The sequence below is a fragment of the Paenibacillus apiarius genome (assembly GCF_017052585.1).
GTDB classification, from domain to species: Bacteria; Bacillota; Bacilli; order Paenibacillales; family Paenibacillaceae; genus Paenibacillus_B; species Paenibacillus_B apiarius.
In genome coordinates, this window is record NZ_JAFFHZ010000001.1 from 3408376 (window position 1) to 3430545 (window position 22170).

At 41.2% G+C, this 22170-nt stretch carries 16 protein-coding genes; 11 read left to right on the forward strand and 5 right to left on the reverse strand.

The window, feature by feature from the left end:
• Positions 1-724: 724 nt before the first annotated feature.
• The 4 genes from JSQ80_RS15310 to JSQ80_RS15325 form a co-directional block, all read right to left on the reverse strand.
• Complete coding sequence (locus JSQ80_RS15310; RefSeq protein ID WP_206095892.1) at positions 725-1996, reverse strand: IS110 family RNA-guided transposase; 1272 nt, start codon at positions 1994-1996, stop codon at positions 725-727.
• 148 nt (positions 1997-2144) lie between these two features.
• Positions 2145-3074 (reverse strand): DUF5677 domain-containing protein, encoded by a 930-nt coding sequence (locus tag JSQ80_RS15315; protein ID WP_206095893.1) that lies wholly within the window; start codon positions 3072-3074, stop codon positions 2145-2147.
• Positions 3075-3226: 152 nt separating this feature from the next.
• A complete protein-coding gene (locus JSQ80_RS29760) occupies positions 3227-4663 on the reverse strand; it encodes a UvrD-helicase domain-containing protein (RefSeq protein WP_206095894.1) in 1437 nt (478 codons plus the stop codon).
• Positions 4664-4686: 23 nt separating this feature from the next.
• Positions 4687-6591, reverse strand: a complete 1905-nt coding sequence (locus tag JSQ80_RS15325; RefSeq protein ID WP_206095895.1) for an ATP-dependent helicase — start codon at positions 6589-6591, stop codon at positions 4687-4689.
• Between the two features lie 147 nt (positions 6592-6738).
• On the opposite strand from JSQ80_RS15325, the gene drmA reads away from it, so the two are divergent.
• The 7 genes from drmA to JSQ80_RS15360 all read left to right on the forward strand — a co-directional run bounded on the left by drmA (position 6739) and on the right by JSQ80_RS15360 (position 17941).
• Positions 6739-10035, forward strand: a complete 3297-nt coding sequence (gene drmA / locus JSQ80_RS15330) for a DISARM system helicase DrmA (RefSeq protein WP_240463674.1) — start codon at positions 6739-6741, stop codon at positions 10033-10035.
• 5 nt (positions 10036-10040) lie between these two features.
• Positions 10041-11792 carry a DUF1998 domain-containing protein gene (gene drmB / locus JSQ80_RS15335; protein ID WP_206095897.1) on the forward strand — a complete coding sequence of 584 codons (1752 nt, stop codon included), beginning with the start codon at positions 10041-10043 and terminating at the stop codon, positions 11790-11792.
• 22 nt (positions 11793-11814) lie between these two features.
• On the forward strand, positions 11815-11991 hold the full coding sequence (locus JSQ80_RS30025) for a phospholipase D-like domain-containing protein (protein WP_418888875.1): 177 nt from the start codon (positions 11815-11817) through the stop codon (positions 11989-11991).
• A gap of 6 nt (positions 11992-11997) precedes the next feature.
• Positions 11998-14064: a 3'-5' exonuclease gene (locus JSQ80_RS15345; protein ID WP_206095899.1), complete on the forward strand. Its 2067-nt coding sequence runs from the start codon at positions 11998-12000 to the stop codon at positions 14062-14064.
• A gap of 547 nt (positions 14065-14611) precedes the next feature.
• Positions 14612-16354: an AIPR family protein gene (locus JSQ80_RS15350; RefSeq protein WP_206095900.1), complete on the forward strand. Its 1743-nt coding sequence runs from the start codon at positions 14612-14614 to the stop codon at positions 16352-16354.
• 70 nt (positions 16355-16424) lie between these two features.
• The gene (locus tag JSQ80_RS15355; RefSeq protein ID WP_206095901.1) at positions 16425-17693 is read left to right on the forward strand and encodes a DNA cytosine methyltransferase; all 1269 of its coding nucleotides are present in this window, start codon (positions 16425-16427) and stop codon (positions 17691-17693) included.
• A 68-nt stretch (positions 17694-17761) separates the two neighbouring features.
• Positions 17762-17941, forward strand: coding sequence for a hypothetical protein (locus JSQ80_RS15360; protein ID WP_206095902.1), 180 nt, complete (start codon positions 17762-17764; stop codon positions 17939-17941).
• 231 nt (positions 17942-18172) lie between these two features.
• Here JSQ80_RS15360 and JSQ80_RS29765 read toward each other — a convergent pair whose 3' ends face one another.
• Positions 18173-18400 carry a DoxX family protein gene (locus JSQ80_RS29765; protein ID WP_418888876.1) on the reverse strand — a complete coding sequence of 76 codons (228 nt, stop codon included), beginning with the start codon at positions 18398-18400 and terminating at the stop codon, positions 18173-18175.
• 376 nt (positions 18401-18776) lie between these two features.
• Between JSQ80_RS29765 and JSQ80_RS29140 the strand changes: the two genes are divergently transcribed.
• The 4 genes from JSQ80_RS29140 to JSQ80_RS15385 all read left to right on the forward strand — a co-directional run bounded on the left by JSQ80_RS29140 (position 18777) and on the right by JSQ80_RS15385 (position 21989).
• Entirely contained in the window at positions 18777-19013 is a 237-nt protein-coding gene (locus tag JSQ80_RS29140) for a helix-turn-helix domain-containing protein (protein ID WP_240463675.1), read from the forward strand.
• Positions 19014-19679: 666 nt separating this feature from the next.
• Positions 19680-20231 carry a hypothetical protein gene (locus tag JSQ80_RS15375; RefSeq protein WP_206095903.1) on the forward strand — a complete coding sequence of 184 codons (552 nt, stop codon included), beginning with the start codon at positions 19680-19682 and terminating at the stop codon, positions 20229-20231.
• 10 nt (positions 20232-20241) lie between these two features.
• The gene (locus JSQ80_RS15380; protein ID WP_206095904.1) at positions 20242-21204 is read left to right on the forward strand and encodes a hypothetical protein; all 963 of its coding nucleotides are present in this window, start codon (positions 20242-20244) and stop codon (positions 21202-21204) included.
• Positions 21205-21254: 50 nt separating this feature from the next.
• Complete coding sequence (locus tag JSQ80_RS15385; protein ID WP_206095905.1) at positions 21255-21989, forward strand: hypothetical protein; 735 nt, start codon at positions 21255-21257, stop codon at positions 21987-21989.
• Positions 21990-22170: the final 181 nt, after the last annotated feature.

A 22170-nucleotide genomic window follows, 5' to 3' on the forward strand; every position in this document is an offset into this window, starting at 1 on the left:
ATATTCCAAGGTTGTATTTTAAATATTTATGAGATCATTTACCCTTTGCCCAACGTAGCAAGCAGGCTCTTCACCGAGGCGAAGGAGCTGTTATCAGGAGACAACTAACATTGTCAACTTCCTGATATTATGTATCAGCAGTAACACATTAATGGGGTATACCCTGAGACTCTAAATTCAATTGAAAATTAAATTATACACTAAAATGTACAGTGAAATGTGTAGAGTGTGGATACTTGAGGTCGGCAACTTAAAGTTTTAATCACACGTAGAAATGAATTATTGAAAACTAACGAAAAGCAGCCGATGTATAAAGTCCCAAGAGTGAACTACACAACTCCCTCGGTACGATTTAATTTTCTCACGAATGCTCGCTTATTCGCAGGATTTCACCCTTGCCAGAAATCCAGAAAGATAGTAAATGGAAGACCATAGAAGACCAGGATAACATGAAGGCGCGAGGAAATAGAGGGGGAGGTCGAAACCCCATATCCTTCCATATACTGCACGCATTCTCCACGCCGCCCCTAGAGGTTATCACTCCCATGTCTCAACGGGTCTATGCCCTCTCATTCCTTCGTTACACCTGTCCAAGGGGTGGAGGCTGGTCTAGCTAACGGTACGGGTCGGTGCCCTTTGGTTGAATACATCCGGTACTCTGTGCTTTCTTTTTGAAATCCCGCGAATAAGTCAAAATTCGTACGACGAAATGGTAGGATATTGCTTAAGCTGCTAGTTGAATTGGTATTGTTTTATGAGGTTTGTAGGCTTCACGGCTCCGAGCCATTCCAATGAGTATTCGAGCTAATTTACCACATAGCTTCATAAGAGACCTCATTTTCTTCATCTTTTTTCCCTGTACATTGTACGCGTGCATGGCTTTGAATTCCGGATTGTTCGCCACTAAACTCATGGTCATCATGAAGATGAAACGGCGGAGGCGAGATCGTCCTCGTTTACTAATTTTCATCTGTCCAGTCCATTTTCCTGAGCTTGCTTCCGCAAGGTTGAGGCCAGCATGTCGCAAAAGTGCATTGCCGTGAACAAAGCCGCTTAAATCTCCTGCCTCACCAAGAATACCGGCCAGTGAAATGGCGCTAATCCCTTTGACAGCAAGCATAGACTTGGCAAAGGGAATACGATCCAACACGGCGATGATCTCCATTTCAACCGTTTTGAGCTGCAGGCAAGCAAGGTCGTACTCATCGAATAATTGCTTTAAGTGAAGCTTGTAGGCATTCGTGGCTTGTTTAGAACCAACGGAACAGCTAGCAAGCGCGATGAGAGCACGAGCTTTTCGCTCACCAGAATGACGCTTCATCAGCGATTTCCACCCTTCAATGATATCTTTAGGCTGTAGTTTACGAATTTCTTCAGGCGTAGGGAAAAGACGAAGGGTGGCCAACGAACCGGTGCACATCAGGCTCTTAAAGACCTGACGCAGCTCCGGGAAAACAATGTCTACCCAACGATGGATTTGGTTTTTGGCACTAACGAGTCTCGTTACGACAGAGTCCCGATTTGAGAGAAAGACTCGAAGCTCTTCAAAGGCTTCGGGCGTGTTACGAGTGAATGAGTAGTAGCCATTCTTAACCATGTCGGCTATGACTAGCGCATCTTTCTTGTCGCTTTTGGATGGTGTATTGTCGCGGTTTTCTTTATTTTTCTTAACCAGGTGTGGATTAACAAGAACGACTTCAAACTGGCGCTCGGAGAGCCACCTGGAGAGATTGAGCCAGTAATGCCTGGTAGGTTCCATGCCAACAATGGCTGCCGTTAGTCCATGCGCGGCTTGCAGCGAAAGGATCCACTGGAGAAGGCTGTGAAAGCCTTCTTCATCATTTGAGAAGGATAAAGGATTACCGACAACAATTCCACGAAAGTTAACAGCACGTGCGATATGCATTTGCTGAGCGATGTCGATCCCGACGACGAGATGCTGAGCAGTAATTTTTTCAATGAGTTGATTTTGTTTGTCCTGCGATTTAAACTTCATAGTAGAGCGTCCTCCTAGATGATGGGATTTTAATGGCTATGACCCGTTGCGTACTCCCATCGTACCGAGGCGCTTTTCTTTTTTCAAAGACGAAATTAATCCATCTACAGGAATGCTAATGGGACTTAATATTATTACAAATATAAATTCATTCTTTGTTCGTTGATGATGCTTCCCTTGATTTATTCAATTCGGATACAGTTTTACTACCGTTCTCATAGTATTCAATATTGATCCAGTTTCTATAATGTTCCTCGACCTCTTGAGAGAATGCAATGGTTTTTCTTTTTAAGTTGTGCATTGACGTTACATCCAGGTTGTACAACTTATAATAAATTTCAGTTCTTATCGCGGCATAGGAAAGGATGGCCGTAGCCATTCTAACGCCATGTGCCAATTCCAGCGCGATTCTGCGCTCCTGCTCTCGCTTGTTCCTGTCCCAGATAACTCCGATTGCATCGCCATCCATATGGACCAGATGGCTTCCTATAGCATAATCATGATAAGTTGAGACAAGAGTGTCATATGCGGGTTCGCCACTCGCAGATAAAGTTCTGACAATTTCGCTAAATGACCACTTCTGCTCCATTTGTTTTCGGATTTTCTTTGGGTATTTATTTTCCAATGCTGCTAACTCTTCTTCAGTCAGGATAATGTCTTTCATTGGTTTCTGCATGTCAAAGTCTGATGAATTTTTATCTATTGACAAGGAATCCAGCGCTTTTTTGTGTCGGCTGATTAACTTCAATTCAGGAATTACATGCCAAAACTCGTGACATTTATCAAGAATCATTTCGTCACTGTCATGAGCAACAAACATTAGCTTAACCGTTCCTTCGAGCAGCGATCTGTAAAGAATATGGGCGTCCCATAATCTGTATCTACTTATCAGAAATAGGACACTTTCACTGGTTGAATAGCAGGAAGTAAACAGGTTTGACACAACAAACTGAACCAGTTTAGGAACAGTGGAATACTCTTTGTAAAGGGGGGGGCTGATATCCAGGGACTCTCTTAATAGGAATGACGCCTGGTTTGATATGTTGCTAAGAGACAGTTGAAGTTCAGTGGTATTCATTTATAACCTCCTGGTAAGATGGGAATATCTGTGAAAGAGACAACATTTCATAATATTACCAAGTGTGATATATTTCAATTAGTCGAAAAGCACCCGCTAAAAAATCCCATGGTGAATTCACAGGGACTTTTTCTTTTTTATACTACCAAATTTTATCCATACAAATCTGGATTCAGCTCATTTACAAATGGTGATATGGGAGCTACAGCCAAAAGAGTGAGTGTCAATCGTGCTCGTGTCATGGCAACATACAGTTTTTTTCGCTCAGTTGCTTTAAATGCTTCCGGATCATCACCCGGATCCATTATTCCAAACGGTATTTTTCCATCCTGAAGCCCGGTTACAATTACATGTTCAAACTCCAAGCCTTTGGAGGAATGGAAGGTGACCAACTTTACGCCAGGAACAAGAAAATTTGCTTCTTCGGATTTAATGTGTATACTTCCGATCTTGTTCTGGGAAAGGAAGTTTTCATATTCATTCAACCTGTCTTGCGAATACGCGATGATGGCAATTGTATCGTTTGGATATAGGTCCTTCAATTGCCTTACTTTTCTCAGAACAAAGTTCTTTTCATTTTCCAAATTGTCAGAAATAATAAGCTCCGGTTTTGGCCCGCTACCTTCTGGATCCTGTGAAGGCAAGAAATCTTCATCCGCCAAAAGTTGCTTGTCATGAGATTGTAGACTCCTGGCCAACTGTATAATCTCCTTGGTAGACCGATGTGTTATTCCTAGTAGCTTACTTCTTGCTCCTCGAATCTCAATACCCACACTTTTCCATGTAAAGTGTCTCCGATATATTTGTTGTCCTTTATCAGCGGCAATGGTAAGGCTTTTGGCAGTCATTAGTTTGATTGCACGAAATTGCGCTGGTGAAAGATCTTGAGCTTCATCTATAAGAATGTGGCTTGCCATTTTGTCTTTTGGTATGCGAGTCGCGTTTTTAATAATCAACAAAGCAACATCATCAAAATCGATACATCGTTCACTTTTCAAAAGCTCTTGATACTTTTCATAGATATCGTAAATGGATTCACGATGACTCTTGGTGATTTGAATCTGAGTGCCACGACCTGTTCTTTGAATTTCTAAATATTCAGAGCGGCTTTTGATATTATTGCTTTTGATCCAAGTAATTTCCTCGGAAAGAAAACGGAGCAAAGCACGATCTTCACTCAGTTTGGCAGCCTGGACACGTGGCAAGTCTGGATTTCCATATTTATTTATCGTGTTTTTCGCCCATTTTACAAAACGTGGCTTTTCATCTGTTGTACGATAATTGGAAATTCCCGATTCCCGTAGCAAGGAGGAGCCCCATCCATGAAATGTGAGTGCTCCGACAGGCTCCTCTTTCGAAGAACGCGCCATCTGTGTAATGTAAGTGGCCAATGCCTTATTATATGTCAAGAGTAAAACCTTTGGACCGGTAGTTATTTGAACGCCTTTTTTTTGAAGAAATAAAGCCCTTTCAATGATAACAGTAGTTTTGCCTGCTCCGGGAATTCCGCGTACCAACAATTCGCCATCCGGACGGAAATTGACGCAACTTTCTTGTTCAGGGGTTAGCTTGATAATTTTCACTGCCACGATTTTTCACTCTCCGTTTATGACTAGTACTCTTCTTCGAACAATTTCCAAAGATTTTCCCGTTCTTCTTTTTCTCTTGCTTGTTGGACGGACCGAGCCTGTTCTATGGAAGCTGCAATTTCCGTATCAAAACGTGTTTCCTTTTCGTCGTTCGCCTTGCCTCCTAGGACCGAATATTCCAAGTAGGAAGTATTCGGACCTTTGCAATTATCAAAGAAACTTTCGGAATGAATACCCGGCCTCCCAATGACATATAGTCTTTCTTGTGCTCTTGTAATGCCGACGTAGAGAAGCCGTCTTTCTTCATCCAAATCCGGTTGACTTCCATGAGGAAATGAACGGTCGCCAAGGTAAAGAAGAAAGACAACCCGAAATTCTTCGCCCTTTGCCGAGTGTACCGTTCCAATTTTTATGTGGCAATTCCCTTGTTCGTCCGAATCTTCCGTGGTCATGTTATCGAACAAAAAGTCTGCCGCTTCATAACAATACGAGGCACCGGAATCGAGAGCTTCATGGATATAGGAATGAAATTGTTCGTTTGTCATGCTCGATGGTAAGGTTATTTTCAAATCAGTCGATATAAGATCGCTCAATGATTTTCCGTAATGTTCTGGATCTTGAAAGAGGGAATACAGAAATTGGAAGTGATCATGACGATCCTTTTGTGTTTGTGTCGACATCACATCGTTTTTTATCTCAAAAAGATCCAGTGCTTCCCTGACTGCACGAGCTTGCGGGGAATATTCGGAATCTTTTCTGACCAAAACAGCTATACTATCAATTTCCTCATCATTTACAAGTCTATCAATTTCTTTTGCAACAAAATCTGCTGCTAGTTCGAGTTTGGGAGCATAGACAAGCCGAACGGGAAAATTTCGTTTGCGGTAAAGTGCAATGTTTTTATCAGATAAGTCGGAAGCAGGCAAAAGTTTGCGATCATCAGTCAACTCCTTTCGAATCCGATTTGCCAATTCCAAAATCGGTGTAGCAGAACGATAGTTCTCAGTCATACTAATGGATGTTAAAACGCTTATATCCGTTTGGGCGGCCATTGAAAGGAAGTTGGCCATATTTGATGCACTTGATCCATTAAATGTATAAATGGTTTGATCGATATCGCCTACAACGTTTACTGGGATGTCATTACCTGCTAATGCAAATAGAAGCTTTTCCTGAGCCCGGGAGGTATCTTGGTATTCATCAACCACGATCGCCCTGAGGTTTTCCCTGACTCTTTTTCTTGTTTCAGTTTCAGGTTGTGAAAGAATATTGACAGCTTCAACAATCAGTCCCCAGTAATCGATGATGTTGTACTGTTTGAGCATGTTTTCGTATCTTCGCCACACAGTAAGTACTTCCGCAGATTTCAGTCTTATCAAGGTGTTTTGTCCTATGTCCACTTCAACAAGTACGTTACTATCTAGGTCTTCAGGAGCAAAACAGGGTTCCATTTCATCTGATCCTTGCCGCAAACTGTCTATGGCTTTCATGCAAGCCTCCCAAGCAATCTCACTGTCAAGTTGCTTGAACACTCCATTAAGAAGTGAGCTATGCCGTCTGAAAATTGGGTTATTGCCACGGGATAAAGACTCTATTATTTCAAAGCCTGGTTTTAACCAAGTTTCGCCCATGCCGGCTGCAATTCGAAGGATTCTGAAAGAAAGACCATGGAATGTATAAGTGGGAACAGGGCTCCCGAACTTGGTTTTCTTGCATAATTCTTTCAGTTTCTCAATCAAGCGGGAACGAGCCGTTCGTGAAAATGAAATCGCCATGATCGAGTTTGGAAGAAGATCCAATTCCGCTTGCAGGTATTGAATGCGAGCTGCAAGTGTGCTGGTTTTTCCAGTGCCCGCCGCGGCGTTGATCGCCATATGGGCCAAAGGGGCAGTTATCGCCCGGTTTTGGTTTTCATTATAGTCTGTCATTGTGTTATCTCCGTAATATGTGGTTGGAAATCTTTATGTGGTATTTTGTTCGACAGGAAGGGACTTTTGTCCTGCCTGTCGAATTAATTATATAGGAGAAATCGGGGATCATTTTGTCGAAAACCATGAATAATGGGGGATGAAATTATGGCTTTATCGAATAAATTGGAGATAAGGAATGAATTGATTAATAGAATGAAGCTTGAATTGATTGGGCCTAATTTGGTAACGGAAGAGTTGAACGAATCCCCAACACAGCGCTATCTGACAGGAATTCTCTGGCCGATCGGTTCTGAAATCGAAAAAGAGGATGACGAGGAGCATGCCACGGAAGAAGATGGGGAGGAGTCGGGATTGGCCGATCGTGCTGCACCTCTCATGCAGGCCATGAAGCCTTCTGCCATTGGTCTGTCCTTCGTGCTGGACGAAGGAGTGGAATCTTTGAACCTGAAAGTAAGCTGGGGTCAGTATGAACAAAAAGGGGATAGGAAAAACCCTGCTTGGCACAGAAAGTCTATTCAATTTGAGTCCCCAATTGCCATTCTTCCCGCCGATGAGAAAAGACGAGCCATGCCTACCGATGATCCGGAGGTATTCATCGAGTGGATGTCACGTCCGCTAAACGACGGATTTGGGCGACATGCAATCAGTTTATTTCTCGTAAACAGAAAACCCAAACAGGAGAAGCGAGCCAAAGATGTGTTTTGCCTATTTCAACCAGAAATCAGCGTGAACGGAGCAGAGGGGGAGCGCCCATTTTCTATTCGAAAAATGTCGATCAAGCAAAAAACAAAGTACCCCGATGTAGCGGCAGATGAGTTGCTCTATCGCAACCAAACGGTGTTTGCTGTTGGTCACGGGGTGGCGGTGGGATGGGAAGACGTTTCAGAGAACAGAAAAACCGCGGGGAAATTGAAAACGATAATCATGCCGATACATGAAATTCCGCGTGTTGTCCCTCCCGACTGGAAGGGGGATGGATCTCTGGATATGACAAAGCTCGCGAACGCTTCCGATGGGGAGGAAGTTTACGAATACTTGAACCCGCTTCTTGAGGCATATGATCAGTGGATATGGGATAGGGAAGATGAAATCGAATTTTTGGACGGAGAATTTAAAACCACTGCAAAAGAACATACTGATTCGTGCAGAGAGTCCCTCAATCGTATGAAAAAGGGTTTGGACATGATACGTGCAGACGGCGAAAACGGAAAGGTTCTGGATGCTTTCTGTTTTGCCAATCGTGCGATGGCCTTGCAAAGAACATATAGTGAATGGGCAAGAGTTGCTGGCAAGAATAAAGATTGGTCTGGTGGTCCTCAAAAGATCAAAACGGAATGGAGGCCATTTCAAATCGGCTTCATTTTACAATCCTTGACGGGCATCGTGGAACCGTCTCATGGTGAACGTCAGATTGCCGACTTGATTTGGTTTCCAACGGGCGGAGGGAAGACGGAAGCATATTTGGGCCTTGCAGCTTTTGTAATGGCATTGCGAAGATTGAACGGCGAAGTGGATGGATTGAGGGGGGACGCCGGGGTTGCAGTATTAATGAGATACACGCTTCGGTTGTTGACGATTCAACAGTTTCAAAGGGCTGCCACGTTAATATGCGCGTGTGAAAATATACGAAAAGAAAATCCTAACAAATGGGGGGGAGAACCATTTCGAATTGGTCTGTGGGTGGGTCAGAAAAATACTCCGAATGATTTTGATGAATGCGAGGAAGTTTTGGAATCTAAGACCTATAATCCTTCAGCTTCAACACCGGTACAATTGGTTTCTTGTCCTTGGTGCGGTGCTGAACTGACAAGAAAAAATTACTTTGCCTATAGAAAAAAGCGTAGGGTACTGATTGGATGTTCGCGTGCCGATTGTGAATTTCACCGTTCAAAAAATCCGGAAGGCATTCCGGCCGTGGTATCCGATGAAGAAATTTACCGCTTGTTGCCGACGCTTATCATTGGAACAGTAGATAAATTTGCTAGGATGCCATGGGTTGGAAATACGCAATCCTTAATGGGCAATGTCAAAGGACAAGCATGCCATTGGGGATTTGTGAGCGAGGGCTTGGATAATGAAACAGGGGGTTGGATGAAGGCTGTTTTTCAATCGAATTCATCAACTGGAGAGATTGTGGATGGAAGGCCTTTATTGCCACCCGATTTGATTATTCAGGATGAACTTCATCTGATTTCGGGACCATTGGGTACGATGGTCGGAGTATATGAAACGGCCATCGATTATTTGGCAGGGCGTGAGATTGGCGACAAAAGAATCGGTCCAAAGGTTGTTGCTTCCACGGCCACGATTCGCAGGGCAAAGGAGCAAATTCTTTCTCTGTTTGCAAGACGTGTTGCTATTTTTCCAAGTCCTGGGCTTTTGGCCGGCAATTCATTTTTTTCTGAAGAACAACCATTGGAGAATGTTCCGGGAAGGTCGTATGTCGGCATTTTTGCTCCTGGACGAAGCATGAAAACTGCGTTAGTCCGTGTATATGCAGCTCTGCTCTCCGCTACCGAAGCCATGGAAAAAGACATGGAGGATTTGGACTCTTACCGTACTTTGGTCGGCTATTTTAACAGTCTAAGGGAGCTTGGTGGCGCGGTCCGACTGATCGAGGATGACGTAAAAGCGCGCATCAAAGTGTTATCCAAGAGAACAAAGGGACAAATTTACGGTTACAAGACGAGAGTTATCAAAGAAAATGTTCCGGAATTGACCAGTCGTGTTGACTCCAGCGCAATCCCTTCTTTATTGCAAAGACTGGAGCAACCTTTTTATGTAAAAGACGACAAAATTGCTCCCGTGGATGTGGTACTTGCCAGCAATATGATATCAGTTGGAGTTGATGTCAGCAGATTGGGGCTTATGGTAGTGACCGGACAACCCAAAACGACTGCGGAATACATTCAAGCCACGAGCCGTGTTGGACGTTCGAATCCGGGTCTTGTTTTTACTGTTTATAACTGGGCGCGCCCGAGAGATGTATCCCACTATGAACGATTCGATTCTTATCATGATGCTTTATATCGTTATGTCGAGGCCATAAGTGTCACTCCATTTTCGTCAAGAGCTAGGGACAGAGCGCTTTCCGCCACGCTTGTCATGATGTCCAGACTTAATATTCCAGGATTGTCCAAAAAGGACGATGCAAAAAAATTCAAGCCGGCGCATCCTCTTGTTGCTCGTCTAAAGGATCATGTCAGGAAAAGAGTAGAGAGTATTGAGCCCTTGAAAGCAAAAGAAGTTGCCAAACATCTTGATTCTCACATTGAACAATGGCAACTGAAAACGATGGAAAAGTCATTGGTCTATAGTAATGCCACCAAAAAGCCGAATTTGATGTTTCCTTTGGGAGAAAAGTCGAAAGGAGCCGTATTTGGTGTACCCAGTTCCATGCGTGACGTTGAAAAAACAATCGGAATTTATTTAAAGGAGTAGAAGCCATGCGTGACAAAGTGGGTGAAGTTCGAAATAGCCACTTAATTTCAATTTTTGGACCCGGAGCGATCATGGATTTGCCCGACTTTTCGGTCATTATTGCAAGTTTGGACCATTGGAATAAAAAGCAGTGTGAAGTGATCAAGGAGCCCCGGTTGCAGAAAAAACTCAAAATCAACAAGATTTATGCCCCTCCTGCATTGGAGTGGGATCCGGACAATCGGTTGGGAACACTCCCGGCTTTTCGATTCCCGAAATACATGGTTTGTCCTAAATGCAGGAAGTTGGCACCCTATCATAAGTTTTTTATTGAAGAAAAAAGCCAGATCGTGTACTGCCAATGCGAAGAAGAAGTGAAAGTGTTTCCGGCTCGTTTTATTGTTGCCTGTTCGAAGGGGCATATTGAAGACTTCCCTTGGAGTTTTTATGTACATTCCAAAAGCGGAAATTTGGACTGCAAGGGAGAATTGGTTTTGAATGACAAGGGAGTTACAGGTTCCATTTCCGATGTGGAAGTGGAATGTAAAGAATGCAAAGAGAAAAGAACACTGGAAGATGCTTTTTCGGGATCAGGTCTTCCTTCATGTAGAGGACACAGACACTGGATGGGAGCTTGGAGCAGAGAAGAGTGTACGGAAAAATCTAGAGCACTGCTGAGGGGGGCTTCTAATCTTTATTTTCCGATTGTGGCTAGCGCCCTATCGATCCCCCCATATACGAATCCCGTTCATCAGGCTGCTGCCGAAGAAATGGAACGTCTTGGGAAAATGGATGCAAAAGAGAAACTGAAGGTGTATATAGAGGACGATGTATTTCCAACATTTAAGGATTTTGATCTGGACGAGCTCTGGCAAGCCATTTTACATCAACGTGGACTTGGAAGTGGAGAGGAACAGGATTTGTTATTTCCTGAATGGGAAGTTCTTCATCGTGGCGGTGTAGAACACTTCGAATCTGAATTCGAGACAGAGGAGCAGCAAGTGCCGGAAAGATATGTACACAAAATTGCAAAACTGATGATGGTCAGGCGTTTGACTGAAGTTCGTGTCTTGGATGGCTTCAGCCGAATTGAACCATTGCCTGACATGACTTCCTTGGGGGAAGAGGATGAAACGGTTAAAGAATCCTTCAAAGCTTCGTTAAGTGAGAAAAGAATTTCTTGGAGGCCAGGCCTCATTACGCGTGGAGAGGGGATCTTTATAACGCTGAATGAAGAAGAGTTGAACAGATGGGAACAACAAGTTGAATCCGCCGTGGCACCCATGAAACAGGAATTTATCAAGTATTGCATGGATCGCAATGTTGAGGGTGAACCGGAATTTCCAGGTACTCGCTATGTATTATTGCACACATTGTCTCATGCGCTAATGCGGCAATTATGTCTTGGTTCGGGCTATTCATCTTCTTCATTGAGAGAAAGGATATATTCCCGAACTGCAAACGCTCAAAAAATGGCAGGAATACTCATATACACAGCAACACCCGATTCCGAAGGAAGTTTGGGTGGACTGGTTGAACTAGGGAAAACCGAGAAATTTGAAGAGGTTCTGTTTCACGCTTTAGAAGATGCCCGGTTTTGTTCCGGAGATCCTCTTTGCTCAGAACACAAACCGGATGCGATTGGTGATCTGAATGGTGCCGCATGCCATGCTTGCCAATTGGCTGCTGAAACCTCCTGTGAAAAGTCCAACCGTTTCTTGGATCGTGCATTTTTGGTTCCCACAGTATCCGAACATAGCTTGGCCTACTTTGATTGATGAGGGCTAGTCTGCATGCAAAATGCTATTGGTTGATCGGAAAGAGTTTCTGGTTACATCTGCAAACTTGACCCAACATGGATTAAGCTCGAATATTGAAGTGGGTGTTCGGATTAAAGGAAGCATAGCAAACCAAATGGAAAATCACTTTATTTCACTTGAGAGAGCTGGCATTCTCCAGCGTATCGAAGGGAGTTAATAGCGTATGAGTCTGTCAAGGGATATCAATATTAAGCCATCTTTTATGAGGGAACTGCACGCCCTTCCTTCCCAAATGGGAGATCAGGTATGGGAAAAAATCAATTTTCTAGCCCAAAATCCGATACCTGATGGTCGTCTTAAAAAGAAATTAAACAAATGGGACAATATTTATCGATTGAGAATTGGTGATTTCAGATTGTTTTATTCTTTTGGAGGGAATTGGATTCGCCTGTTAAGCATTCGCCCTCGCAAGAATGCGTATTTGAAAAACGTGAACTATGAAGAACCCTTGGATTTGGGGATGGATGCAGATATAGCTGATGATGAAGAACTGGCGGCGGGAGTGGAGCACGCTTGGACTGGAAATAATAATCTGTCCTTACCTCAGCGATTGCCGGACATCATCACGGAGGATTGGTTGGAACAATTACGTATTCCGGATGAATACCATGGTCGATTGATAAACTGTAAAACGGAAGATGATTTGTTGCTATCAAATGTTCCCGATTATCTGATTGAAAGGGTAATTGATAATCTCTTTCCCAGACCCGTTCAGGAAATTTTGCAGCAGCCGGATTTTATTGTTTTTGACACCAATGATCTTATTCGCTACAAGGAAGGGGATTTGTTTGGATTCTTATTGCGTCTTGATTCCGATCAAGAACGGTTGGTGGATTGGGCATTGCAAGGGCCAGCTTTAATTAAAGGTGGACCGGGGACGGGCAAATCGACAATAGCATTGTATCGTGTTCGCTCATTATTGGATAATTTTTCAAAGCAGGGAAAGTCGAATCCCAAAATTCTGTTTGCCACGTTTTCTGAAGCATTGTCCCGTTTCTCTAAACAATTGCTGGAGCAATTGCTTAAAAATCGATTGCACCAAGTGGAAGTTGCAACTGCTGATGAATTGGTTCTAAAAATTGCGGTACCCCATTCAGAAAAGCCAAACTTTGCTGAACGCAATATGTTAAAGAATATTTTAGAACGCTCAATAAATGCAGCCGGGAAGGGCTCCGTACTCAAAAAACTACGTGCGGATTACTTGTTGGATGAATTCGAATGGGTTATTGAAGGGCAAAACCTGAAACAATTGGATGACTACTTGTCGGCGAATCGAAGCGGCAGGGGGATTGCTTTGACCGGACAAGTCAGAACGGAAGTCTGGGAGTGCTATCAGATTTTTTCAGAAGCTCTGCAAGACCAAGGATTCTTCTCTTTATCCGGTATGCGATGCAAAGCTTTGGAGCTCGTAAAAGCTGGGATATATGAGCAGCGTTATGATGCCGTTATCATTGATGAAGCCCAGGATCTTACTCCGGCAAGCTTGGCATTGCTGGCCGAACTCTCCCAAACAAGCAAGGGCATTTATTTGACTGCGGATGCATCCCAGTCAATTTATTATAGCGGATTTTCATGGAATGAGGTCCATGAACGTTTATTGTTTCGGGGAAGAGCCATCAATCTGCGCAGAAATTACAGGACGACGCGTGAAATTTCTGAAGCCGCTGCTCAGTTTATGAGTTTTTCTTCAGAGGGTGACCCCGAATCCTTGGCACTGCGTTCCATACAAAGTGGTCCTCAACCTTTATTGTTTTCTTACGACTCTGAAGGGGAGCAAGCACAACTCATAGTGAAATTCATTAAACAGATGAGCAGACATTTACGATTGAAGGCTTCTTCAGCAGCCGTACTGGTACCTTCTTCAGCGATCGGAAAAGATCTAGCTATGGCTGTTTCCAATGAGGGGCTTCCTTGCAAGTTCATGAGAGGAACTCAGTTGGATCTTCAGAGTGATGAGGTGAAAGTATTGACGCTCGCATCCTCGAAAGGCCTCGAATTTCCCATGGTGTGCATCGCCGGATTGAATAAAAAGTCGTTTCCCAGATTGTCGGATCCAGTAGAAGAGGCAGAAATAGCGGAATTAATGAAGGTGGCAAGACGTACGTTGTATGTTGGTATGACAAGAGCGATGAGAGGATTGATGGTTCTTTATTACGGAAAGGGCCCGTCAGCTCTGATTAAGGAACTGAATACGCAACATTGGTTTACAGGAAGCTATAAGAATAAATGATAAATATTTCAAATTAGTGATCGGTATCTATCAATTTCAGCATGATCAAACCTGCCTTGCAATTGGAGTCCAGTAAAGTCTCTACCATTTTACGAGATTGTGCAATATTTGGCTATCCATTGTAACCGAACACCGACTGCTGATGACAATCGTTGGGTAGATCCGGCTCTTCATGTCTTTTTAAAAGGATGAAATGACGGGTTTTCAAACACCGGGAACAATCCTATCTGGATATTGTGAATCGGTTCATGCGCAGCAGACAAAATGTATTCAGTAGTCTAACTCTTAAAAAAAGTGAATTAGAAAATTCCAAGACTGTTTGGTAAACCGGCATCAAACATCAGATTTTCAAGTGTCCAGTTTGCTGGTGAAAAGTATTGGTCTGATGGGAGAACATTGGTACTAACGGACTATTATTTTGATTGACGTTGGAACATTCTTAGGATTTGGGAACACGACCTTAAGACTGATAATTATGGTACAATAAATATGATGAAAATGCATATTAAGAATATCAAGGCAAATTGCCCCTGAGAGAGTGGAATCAATGAACAAACCACTGCACGATTTTGCGGAATCTTTTAAACAACATATAGAAGGAATTGCTGCGGCAAAAAGTGAAAATAAAAGCATAGAGTCTTTCACTGATGCCATGTGCGGTTACATGCAAGAATCCGGTGAACTGGATGGATTTGAGGTAATTGAACAGTTCAAGAGAATTGGTATTCAATTGAACGGTTATGCAATTCACGAGGACGAGGAAAGACTAGCCGTCGACTTGTTCGTTTGTTTACATACCAGAATAATACCTCCTATCTCCATACACAAAAACGAATGGGAACCCGTCATTAAAAGAGGAATTGGATTCCTGAGAAAATGCCTGTCAGGTTTGCATTATTCGCTTGTTAGGGAATCGGAGGTTTATGGGATTTCAAAAATGATTCATGATAACAAAGAAAAAATTAAACTAGCGCGTATCTTTTTCTTTACTGATGGTATCACCAAAACAATCGCTTTGGACGATGTGGAAGTAGAGGGTATACCGATAAGCTTTCATGTATGGGATCTGGAAAGATTGTTTAGAATGAAAAGCTCTGGAAGAAAGAAAGAGCCTATATTCCTTAATTTGGAACAAAAGTATGGATTGGAGTTGCCTTGTTTACCAATGCCGGAAACTAATGAAGATTATGAATCTTTTCTGGCCTTTATTCCTGGTCAGCTTTTGGCACGGATCTATGAGGAATATGGAGAACGATTAATAGAGAGGAATGTGCGGTCCTTTTTACAATTTAGGGGTGTAAACAAAGAGATCAGGAAAACTGTTTTGAAAGAACCACATATGTTTTTGGCGTACAACAATGGGATTGCTGCGACTGCAGAACAGGTGGATTTCGGTCAAAGTACACAAAGTGGTTTACCTGTAATCAAGTCCATTAAAGATTTGCAAATTGTAAATGGTGGACAAACTACGGCAGCGATTTATCATGCAGCTAAAAATGACAAAAATGCCGATATTTCAAAGATTTATGTACAAATGAAGCTGACTGTCATTAAGGATACTGAGAAAATGGATGAGATGGTACCCATCATTTCTCTTTGTGCAAACAGTCAAAACAAAATACAAACCGCTGATTTCTTTTCGAATAGTCCTTATCATCGAAAGGTGGAACACTTCTCTCGAAACGAGTGGGCACCAGCGAAAGCAGGAAGTCACCGACAATCCAAATGGTTTTATGAACGTGCAAGGGGACAATATTTGGATTTGAAAAACAAACAGGAAACAAAAGCAAAAAAACGGCTTTTCGATGAGGATCACCCCAAATCGCAAGTTTTCACAAAAACTGACTTGGCAAAGTATGTTAATTCATGGGAGCGGCTTCCTCATATTGTTAGCCGCGGCAATCAAAAAAACTTTTCAGAGTTCTCGAAATCTTTGGATGATCTTGATGTTGAGCAACTTGATAAAAGCTATTATTGTGATACCATCGCAAAGGCAATTATTTTCAACACGATCTATGGAATGGTAAAAACCCAATTTCGTGCAAATATTGTTACATACACGATGGCATGGTTGTCATATAAAACACAGCAGAAAATAGATCTTGAAGAAATCTGGAGAATGCAATCCGTACCGGCATCCATGATTGAAACCATAAAGATTGTTATCAAGGCTGCTTTTTCGCATATTTCCAATCCACCAAATGGTGAGAATCCGACTGAGTGGTGCAAGAAAGAAGAGTGTTGGACAAGTTTCAGAGATATGGATATTGAAACTTTTCTTGAGTTATAATTAATGGTTTGGAGAGGGCTTTTTCCTTTGTTATAATTGGAACAAGACGTCTATTTTAGGAGCAATGATTATGTATTTCATTGATTTGTTTGCAGGAGCAGGCGGGCTGTCGGAAGGTTTCATGCGTCAAGGATACAAACCGATCGCCCATATCGAAATGGATCGATACGCTGCGCTAACGCTAAAAACGAGAGCTGCATATCATAATTTGAAAAATAATGATCGGTTGGCTATTTATCATGACTATTTGCTAAAAAAAATGTCTCGTGAGGATTTGTATGAGCAAATACCTAAGAGCGAGGCAGATGCAGTTATCAATTTGGAAATTTCTGATGAGACCATAGACTATCTCTTTCGGGAGATTGATCATAGATTGGTGAGCATGACGGGTCAGAAAAGTACTGTGGATGTTTTGATAGGAGGACCGCCTTGTCAAGCATATTCCTTGGTTGGAAGGGCTAGAGATCCTTATGGAAAGGAGAAGGATCCCCGCAATTATCTGTACAAACAATATGTGAAATTTCTTGATAGATATAAGCCAAGCATCTTTGTATTTGAAAATGTTCCGGGTATCTTGAATGCGGCTAAAGGTAAGCTCTTTGAAGACGTTCAATCAATTATGAGAGACGCGGGGTACAATATTACTGCCAAAACACTCAATGCAGCAGATTTTGGTGTATTGCAACAAAGAAAACGTGTCATTCTAATTGGTTGGAAAGAAGAATTGGATTATGAGTATCCGGAATTCAAAAAAGTAAATCATAATTATATAGTGCGTGATCTGCTTGAGGATGTGCCATCCTTGCAGCCAGGAACGGAAAAAAACTTTTTTTACACCAAAGAGCCGAGCAACTATTTAAGCAAATTTGACATCAGGGGTAAAGATGATATTCTCACACAACACATGGCGAGAATTCACAATGAAAATGACAGACAGATATATGAAACTGCTATAGCTATGTGGAATAATCATAAACAGCGATTGAAATATACAGATCTTCCAGAAATCAATCGTACTCACAAGAATCTGAAATCCTTTTTGGATCGTTTTAAAGTGGTCAGTGAAGATCTTCCATTTTCACATACTGTTGTCGCTCATATAGCAAAAGACGGTCATTATTATATTCATCCGGACATTTCTCAAAGGAGATCTTTATCAGTAAGGGAAGCGGCCAGATTGCAATCATTTCCGGACAATTTCTTTTTTGAAGGTCCAAGAACTTCTGTATTCACTCAAATAGGAAATGCAGTTCCTCCACTTATGGCAGAGCAAATTGCAAAACATGTCGGGTTCATGTTAACAGATAAAGTTGAAAAACAATTGTCCCTCAACTTATAGGGCAATTGTTTTTGTTATATACAGAATAACTTGAGAAAAGTGCGGGCGGCCATTACGTATACCACGCGTTGTTTACGGCGAAGTCGCTCTTTGACCGGGCCCATGAAGTGGCGGAGCTCCGGTTAGAGAGTGAGGCGAACACTCGGGTATGGCGTGAGGCACGCCGTCAAGGTAAAGCGAAGGTAAAGCTGGATCAAGAGCCTGCGGACTTGGCTACACGGGTGACGCAGGTGGTACAGGAAGATTGAGCTTGAGTATTGAATGAGGCAGGATAGAGCTAAGTAAAGCTTTTATAGTATTAACGTATAAAGGGTTGGCCTTAAGTAATCATCTTAGATAACTTAGGCCACCCTTTTTGATTTAATAGGAAACTATACAACCATGAGCGTAATGGAGAGCAAGAGCATGACAAGAAGCGTTAATCGCCATGACAGGCTTATGCTTCGCGCGGAATAAATGAGCGTATATGGCTCCGATCATCAGGACGACAAAAGGGCAGCAGCATATTTCAAAATTCCTGGTATCCACAAGGCAGCAATTATTCCAATTACCCCGGCTACCTCTAAGAGAGCCGTTATGTTCATGATCCACATCGGGTATTGATAGTCGTTCCAATGCTGAACCATGGATTTCGTACGCAGTAACTTAATAGACGCCGAGAAGGCAAACATGCATGATAATATGATTTGAATGATAACGGCACTCAAATACTGTACTCTCCTCTATTTGAACAGTAATCGGCACTTGCATTACAGTATAATTTGGTGAATTCTTATGTTTTGTAGTCCAGACTACAATGTGGAATAGGAAAGGATGGAGATGCTTGGATAAGGTCAAATATTTGTCGAGAATCAATCTCTTGCATGATATGAATAGGGAGCAATTACAGCAGCTGAAACCAGTGACGCCTATCGATGTTGCTTAAAAAAGGGACACTCACGATAAAGCTCAATTCGAGAAGCTAATCCGTGAAAGGCCCGAACTTGCCCTGAAATTTATCGAAATTTTATCTGCGCGGTTAAAAAAAGTGGAAGAGATGCTCGAGCTCATGGCCTATGGAAGCGCTAAAAGCGGCTGCTTTACTTGCTGTATAAGCTTTCTTTGAAGTTTGGCGCTCCTCAATCGGCAATCGAAGGCCAAGATCCCCAATGGGTTCTGAAGCTTACCCATCAAGAGTTGGCCAGCATTACCGGAAGCATTCGTGAAACGGTGACGGAATTGCTAAGCACCTTTGCTGCGGAAGGCATTATGGATAAGGAGGGCCTGCGAAAATCTTTGTGGGTTCACACGGAACGCTTGAAAGAGGCGTTGGACATATGAACAAAAAAATATCCCGGGTGAATAGGACATCAATACATGTATCGGTCTCGGGACACGAATGTATACGAGAAGAAGCTCCAACAGCATCGCTTCCATAAAAGTATCGATTGGGGGTATTGCCGTTCTTGCCGAACGCGACGAAGGTGGTGGAGCAGTTTCTGGATGATGCGAACGTTTCCACGCGGCCAAGAGGGACGGATCATTACTAAGCGGAGAAGCTAGCAGGTAGGTAAAAACGTGCTCGTCGGCGTCTTGGACAGAACGAAACGAAGTAAAGCTAGAAGCATCGTTAACGAATCGTTATTACCATGTTCCGATACAGCAGATTACTGAACACCGCCAGCTTACCCAAATTGAATATGTAGTGTTATATCAATCTATGTAAGCTATTTCGGACTAAAGCTGGAATACAAGTTTTTTAACGCATTTAAGGCTTAAGAGATTCGTGGCCGACTATCTCCTCGATGAGGCATTCTACGCTAATTATAGTTAAGTGCATTATCCGTCTGAATTTCTTTACTCTCCTTTTTTATGAGAAAGAACCTCACGTACAAAATGATGGAGAAAAGTCGTTTCTTTATCTTCTTTTTACATATTAATGCTTGTCATATGAAACACTCTCTGGTAACATAAGGTATAAATGTATCGTATGGGGTGTTTTTACAAATGAATCCATCGAAAAAGATGAGAATTTTGATATTAGTGGGAATGTGCTTATGTATTTTTTTAGTTGTTAATTTCATTTCAAAGGATAGATACGGAGTAATAACAGATAGTCAGATAGGTAATGTGGTTGCTGAAGAAAAGATAACTCTTCTAGCAGAGGAGCGATTAAATCATCGTAGTAAGCCTATCGCTCTGTTGTTCTATGAAAAAGATAATCTGATTGGAGCATATGATGTAACAAATAAAAATGGTAACATTCACTATCTGAAGGCTATCACAGTAGAAAAAAGAAATGAAATGCCAGTACAATTTATAGGTGCACAAGGTGAATTTGCTTATATCATGGTATCCATAAATGACAAAGATATTTTAAAAAACGCAGAAAAATTAACGGTTACGTTTGGTGATAATGTGTCATATTCTAAAGAAGTGAGTCCCCAGAATGGAAATTATATCATAGTACATGAAAATCCTTTGAAAGGAAAGCGCATGGTTCAGAACCTTAACATTGATCTCTATAACAGTAGTGGACAGGTTATATATAGAAAATGAGGTCTAGATTATGCACAAAAAAATATCCCTATATATAGTAATCTTAGCTAGTATCATATCCCTTTTGGTTTTAAATAAAAAAAATATTGATTTTGAAAGTTATTCAATAATTGATGAAGGTAATCAAGAAGAAATCCCCCAGATAGATCTGTATACTTATCATTATTCAACAAAAGCTATTGACAAAATAAATAATACAATTAGTGTTACCAACTCAGAAAGGAAGAACTTAGGAAACTTAGACATAAAGCAGTTTGCTCATGATAATAATAAAGGAAGTTTATATGATATATGGTTGTATACTCATTCTCTTGATGCAACTGATGTTAAAGTTGAACAAATCTCATTTATTATAAATTTTCTTAATGAACTTCAAGCTGAAGAGGGTTTTTTTTTATCTTATAAAAAAGAGTATAAAAATGGAAAAGAAAACAATTATATTTTAAGCACAAAAATGGCTCTAGACATTTATCGATATTATAATCATCCAATTCCTAATGTGAAATATATCAAAGAATGGTTGAATAAAGTGATTTATGATTTGGGGGAAAAGGATGATTTTGTAACTATTGGGAGTTATGTTTATTTAATGAAAGTGATGGAAAAATATATTGTGGAAAACAGTGATAATAGCTTTTTCCTGCCTCAAAGAATAATTGAATCATTTATGGAAATATTAAAAGAATTATACGAAAAGGAAGAGGAAAGCGTTGAAAAATATGATACTGCACTTAAGTTAAATAGTTTGTTCAAGAAGTCGCACTTTGAAATGGATAAGGATGTTGTTAGTTATTACTTTAATTCTATTCAGTTGGAAAACGGCTCTTTCCCATTATATGGTGTGATTGCTGAATCTGATGTACTCACTACATATTTAGTAGTTAACATATCGAGAGAATTAAATATTAGTATTCCTAATAAACATAGTCTACTAGAGTATTTAATGAAAATACAGGGAGAAAGTATCTTCTGATATCAATGTTAATTGATATAAAAACTCTTTCCTAAGGAGGTAATTTATCAATGAAAAAGACATTTTTATTAGTATTAAGTTGTTTTGCGTTTTTATCAATTTCAAGTTCTGGTTTTGCAGCAGAAGATGATTTTAAAAAGATGTCTCTTGAAAAAGTGAATACGACTCAGCACGAAATACTAGGAGAAAAATTTGAATTAATTACTTGGAAAGATGATAAAGGGAATTTGATTCATACCATTCCTACAAAAGTAAAAAACAAACAGGCGGTAGCAGGTTATGCAGATGAAATTATCAAAAATAATACTGAAGAGAAAATAGTACCTTTAGGCACTGTGCGTAATTGGTCCCACAACTTAAAGGGGTCATCTACTGACTCAAGGATAAATTGGAAAATAAGCGGCTATAATGAAGAAGCTTATCTTTATCCTATAACAACAAATAAGATGAAAATTCACGATGGCATTATAAATACTCATTATATGGGTTCAGGTAACGCCGATAAAATAGTTGTATCATATAGTTATACATTTAGTGGAACCACTATTTCAATCTCTTATCCTCCAGCTCTTGAAAAGAAAGAAAATAAGGTAAGTTGGACATCACTTCCTATAGAAAATCAATGGTACGCTGTCACTGAATCACATGGTGCCGAAGGAAATTCTAGAACATTCCTGCATGGTACTGACATAGAAACATCTGCTGATATATACAAGGGTTCACTCATTTATCGTCCTAGAATCACTAAGCACATTTCATATCCACTTGAAGAATCTACTGAATAATTTTATATAAAAAAGTGCGCAGTGAAGGTATTGCGTACTTTTTTTTGCTAAAATTAATTGTCATTTGTTTGAGCTTCTCAGAGCAATCTGATTCCAAGTTATTTATCCATGAACTCCTAAACTCATTGTAATCCAATAAGGCCAGACAGAAAAGATGTTCATAACAAAACGAAAAAAAATG

Bases quoted from the DNA above. Each gene is read 5' to 3' on its own strand.
- drmA (WP_240463674.1), top strand. From the start codon at position 6,739: ATGGCTTTATCGAATAAATTGGAGATAAGGAATGAATTGATTAATAGA.
- JSQ80_RS15380 (WP_206095904.1), top strand. From the start codon at position 20,242: ATGCACAAAAAAATATCCCTATATATAGTAATCTTAGCTAGTATCATA.
- JSQ80_RS15345 (WP_206095899.1), top strand. From the start codon at position 11,998: ATGAGTCTGTCAAGGGATATCAATATTAAGCCATCTTTTATGAGGGAA.
- JSQ80_RS15315 (WP_206095893.1), bottom strand. From the start codon at position 3,074: ATGAATACCACTGAACTTCAACTGTCTCTTAGCAACATATCAAACCAG.
- JSQ80_RS15310 (WP_206095892.1), bottom strand. From the start codon at position 1,996: ATGAAGTTTAAATCGCAGGACAAACAAAATCAACTCATTGAAAAAATT.
- JSQ80_RS15350 (WP_206095900.1), top strand. From the start codon at position 14,612: ATGAACAAACCACTGCACGATTTTGCGGAATCTTTTAAACAACATATA.
- JSQ80_RS30025 (WP_418888875.1), top strand. From the start codon at position 11,815: ATGCTATTGGTTGATCGGAAAGAGTTTCTGGTTACATCTGCAAACTTG.
- JSQ80_RS15325 (WP_206095895.1), bottom strand. From the start codon at position 6,591: ATGACAGACTATAATGAAAACCAAAACCGGGCGATAACTGCCCCTTTG.
- drmB (WP_206095897.1), top strand. From the start codon at position 10,041: ATGCGTGACAAAGTGGGTGAAGTTCGAAATAGCCACTTAATTTCAATT.
- JSQ80_RS15355 (WP_206095901.1), top strand. From the start codon at position 16,425: ATGTATTTCATTGATTTGTTTGCAGGAGCAGGCGGGCTGTCGGAAGGT.
- JSQ80_RS15385 (WP_206095905.1), top strand. From the start codon at position 21,255: ATGAAAAAGACATTTTTATTAGTATTAAGTTGTTTTGCGTTTTTATCA.
- JSQ80_RS15375 (WP_206095903.1), top strand. From the start codon at position 19,680: ATGAATCCATCGAAAAAGATGAGAATTTTGATATTAGTGGGAATGTGC.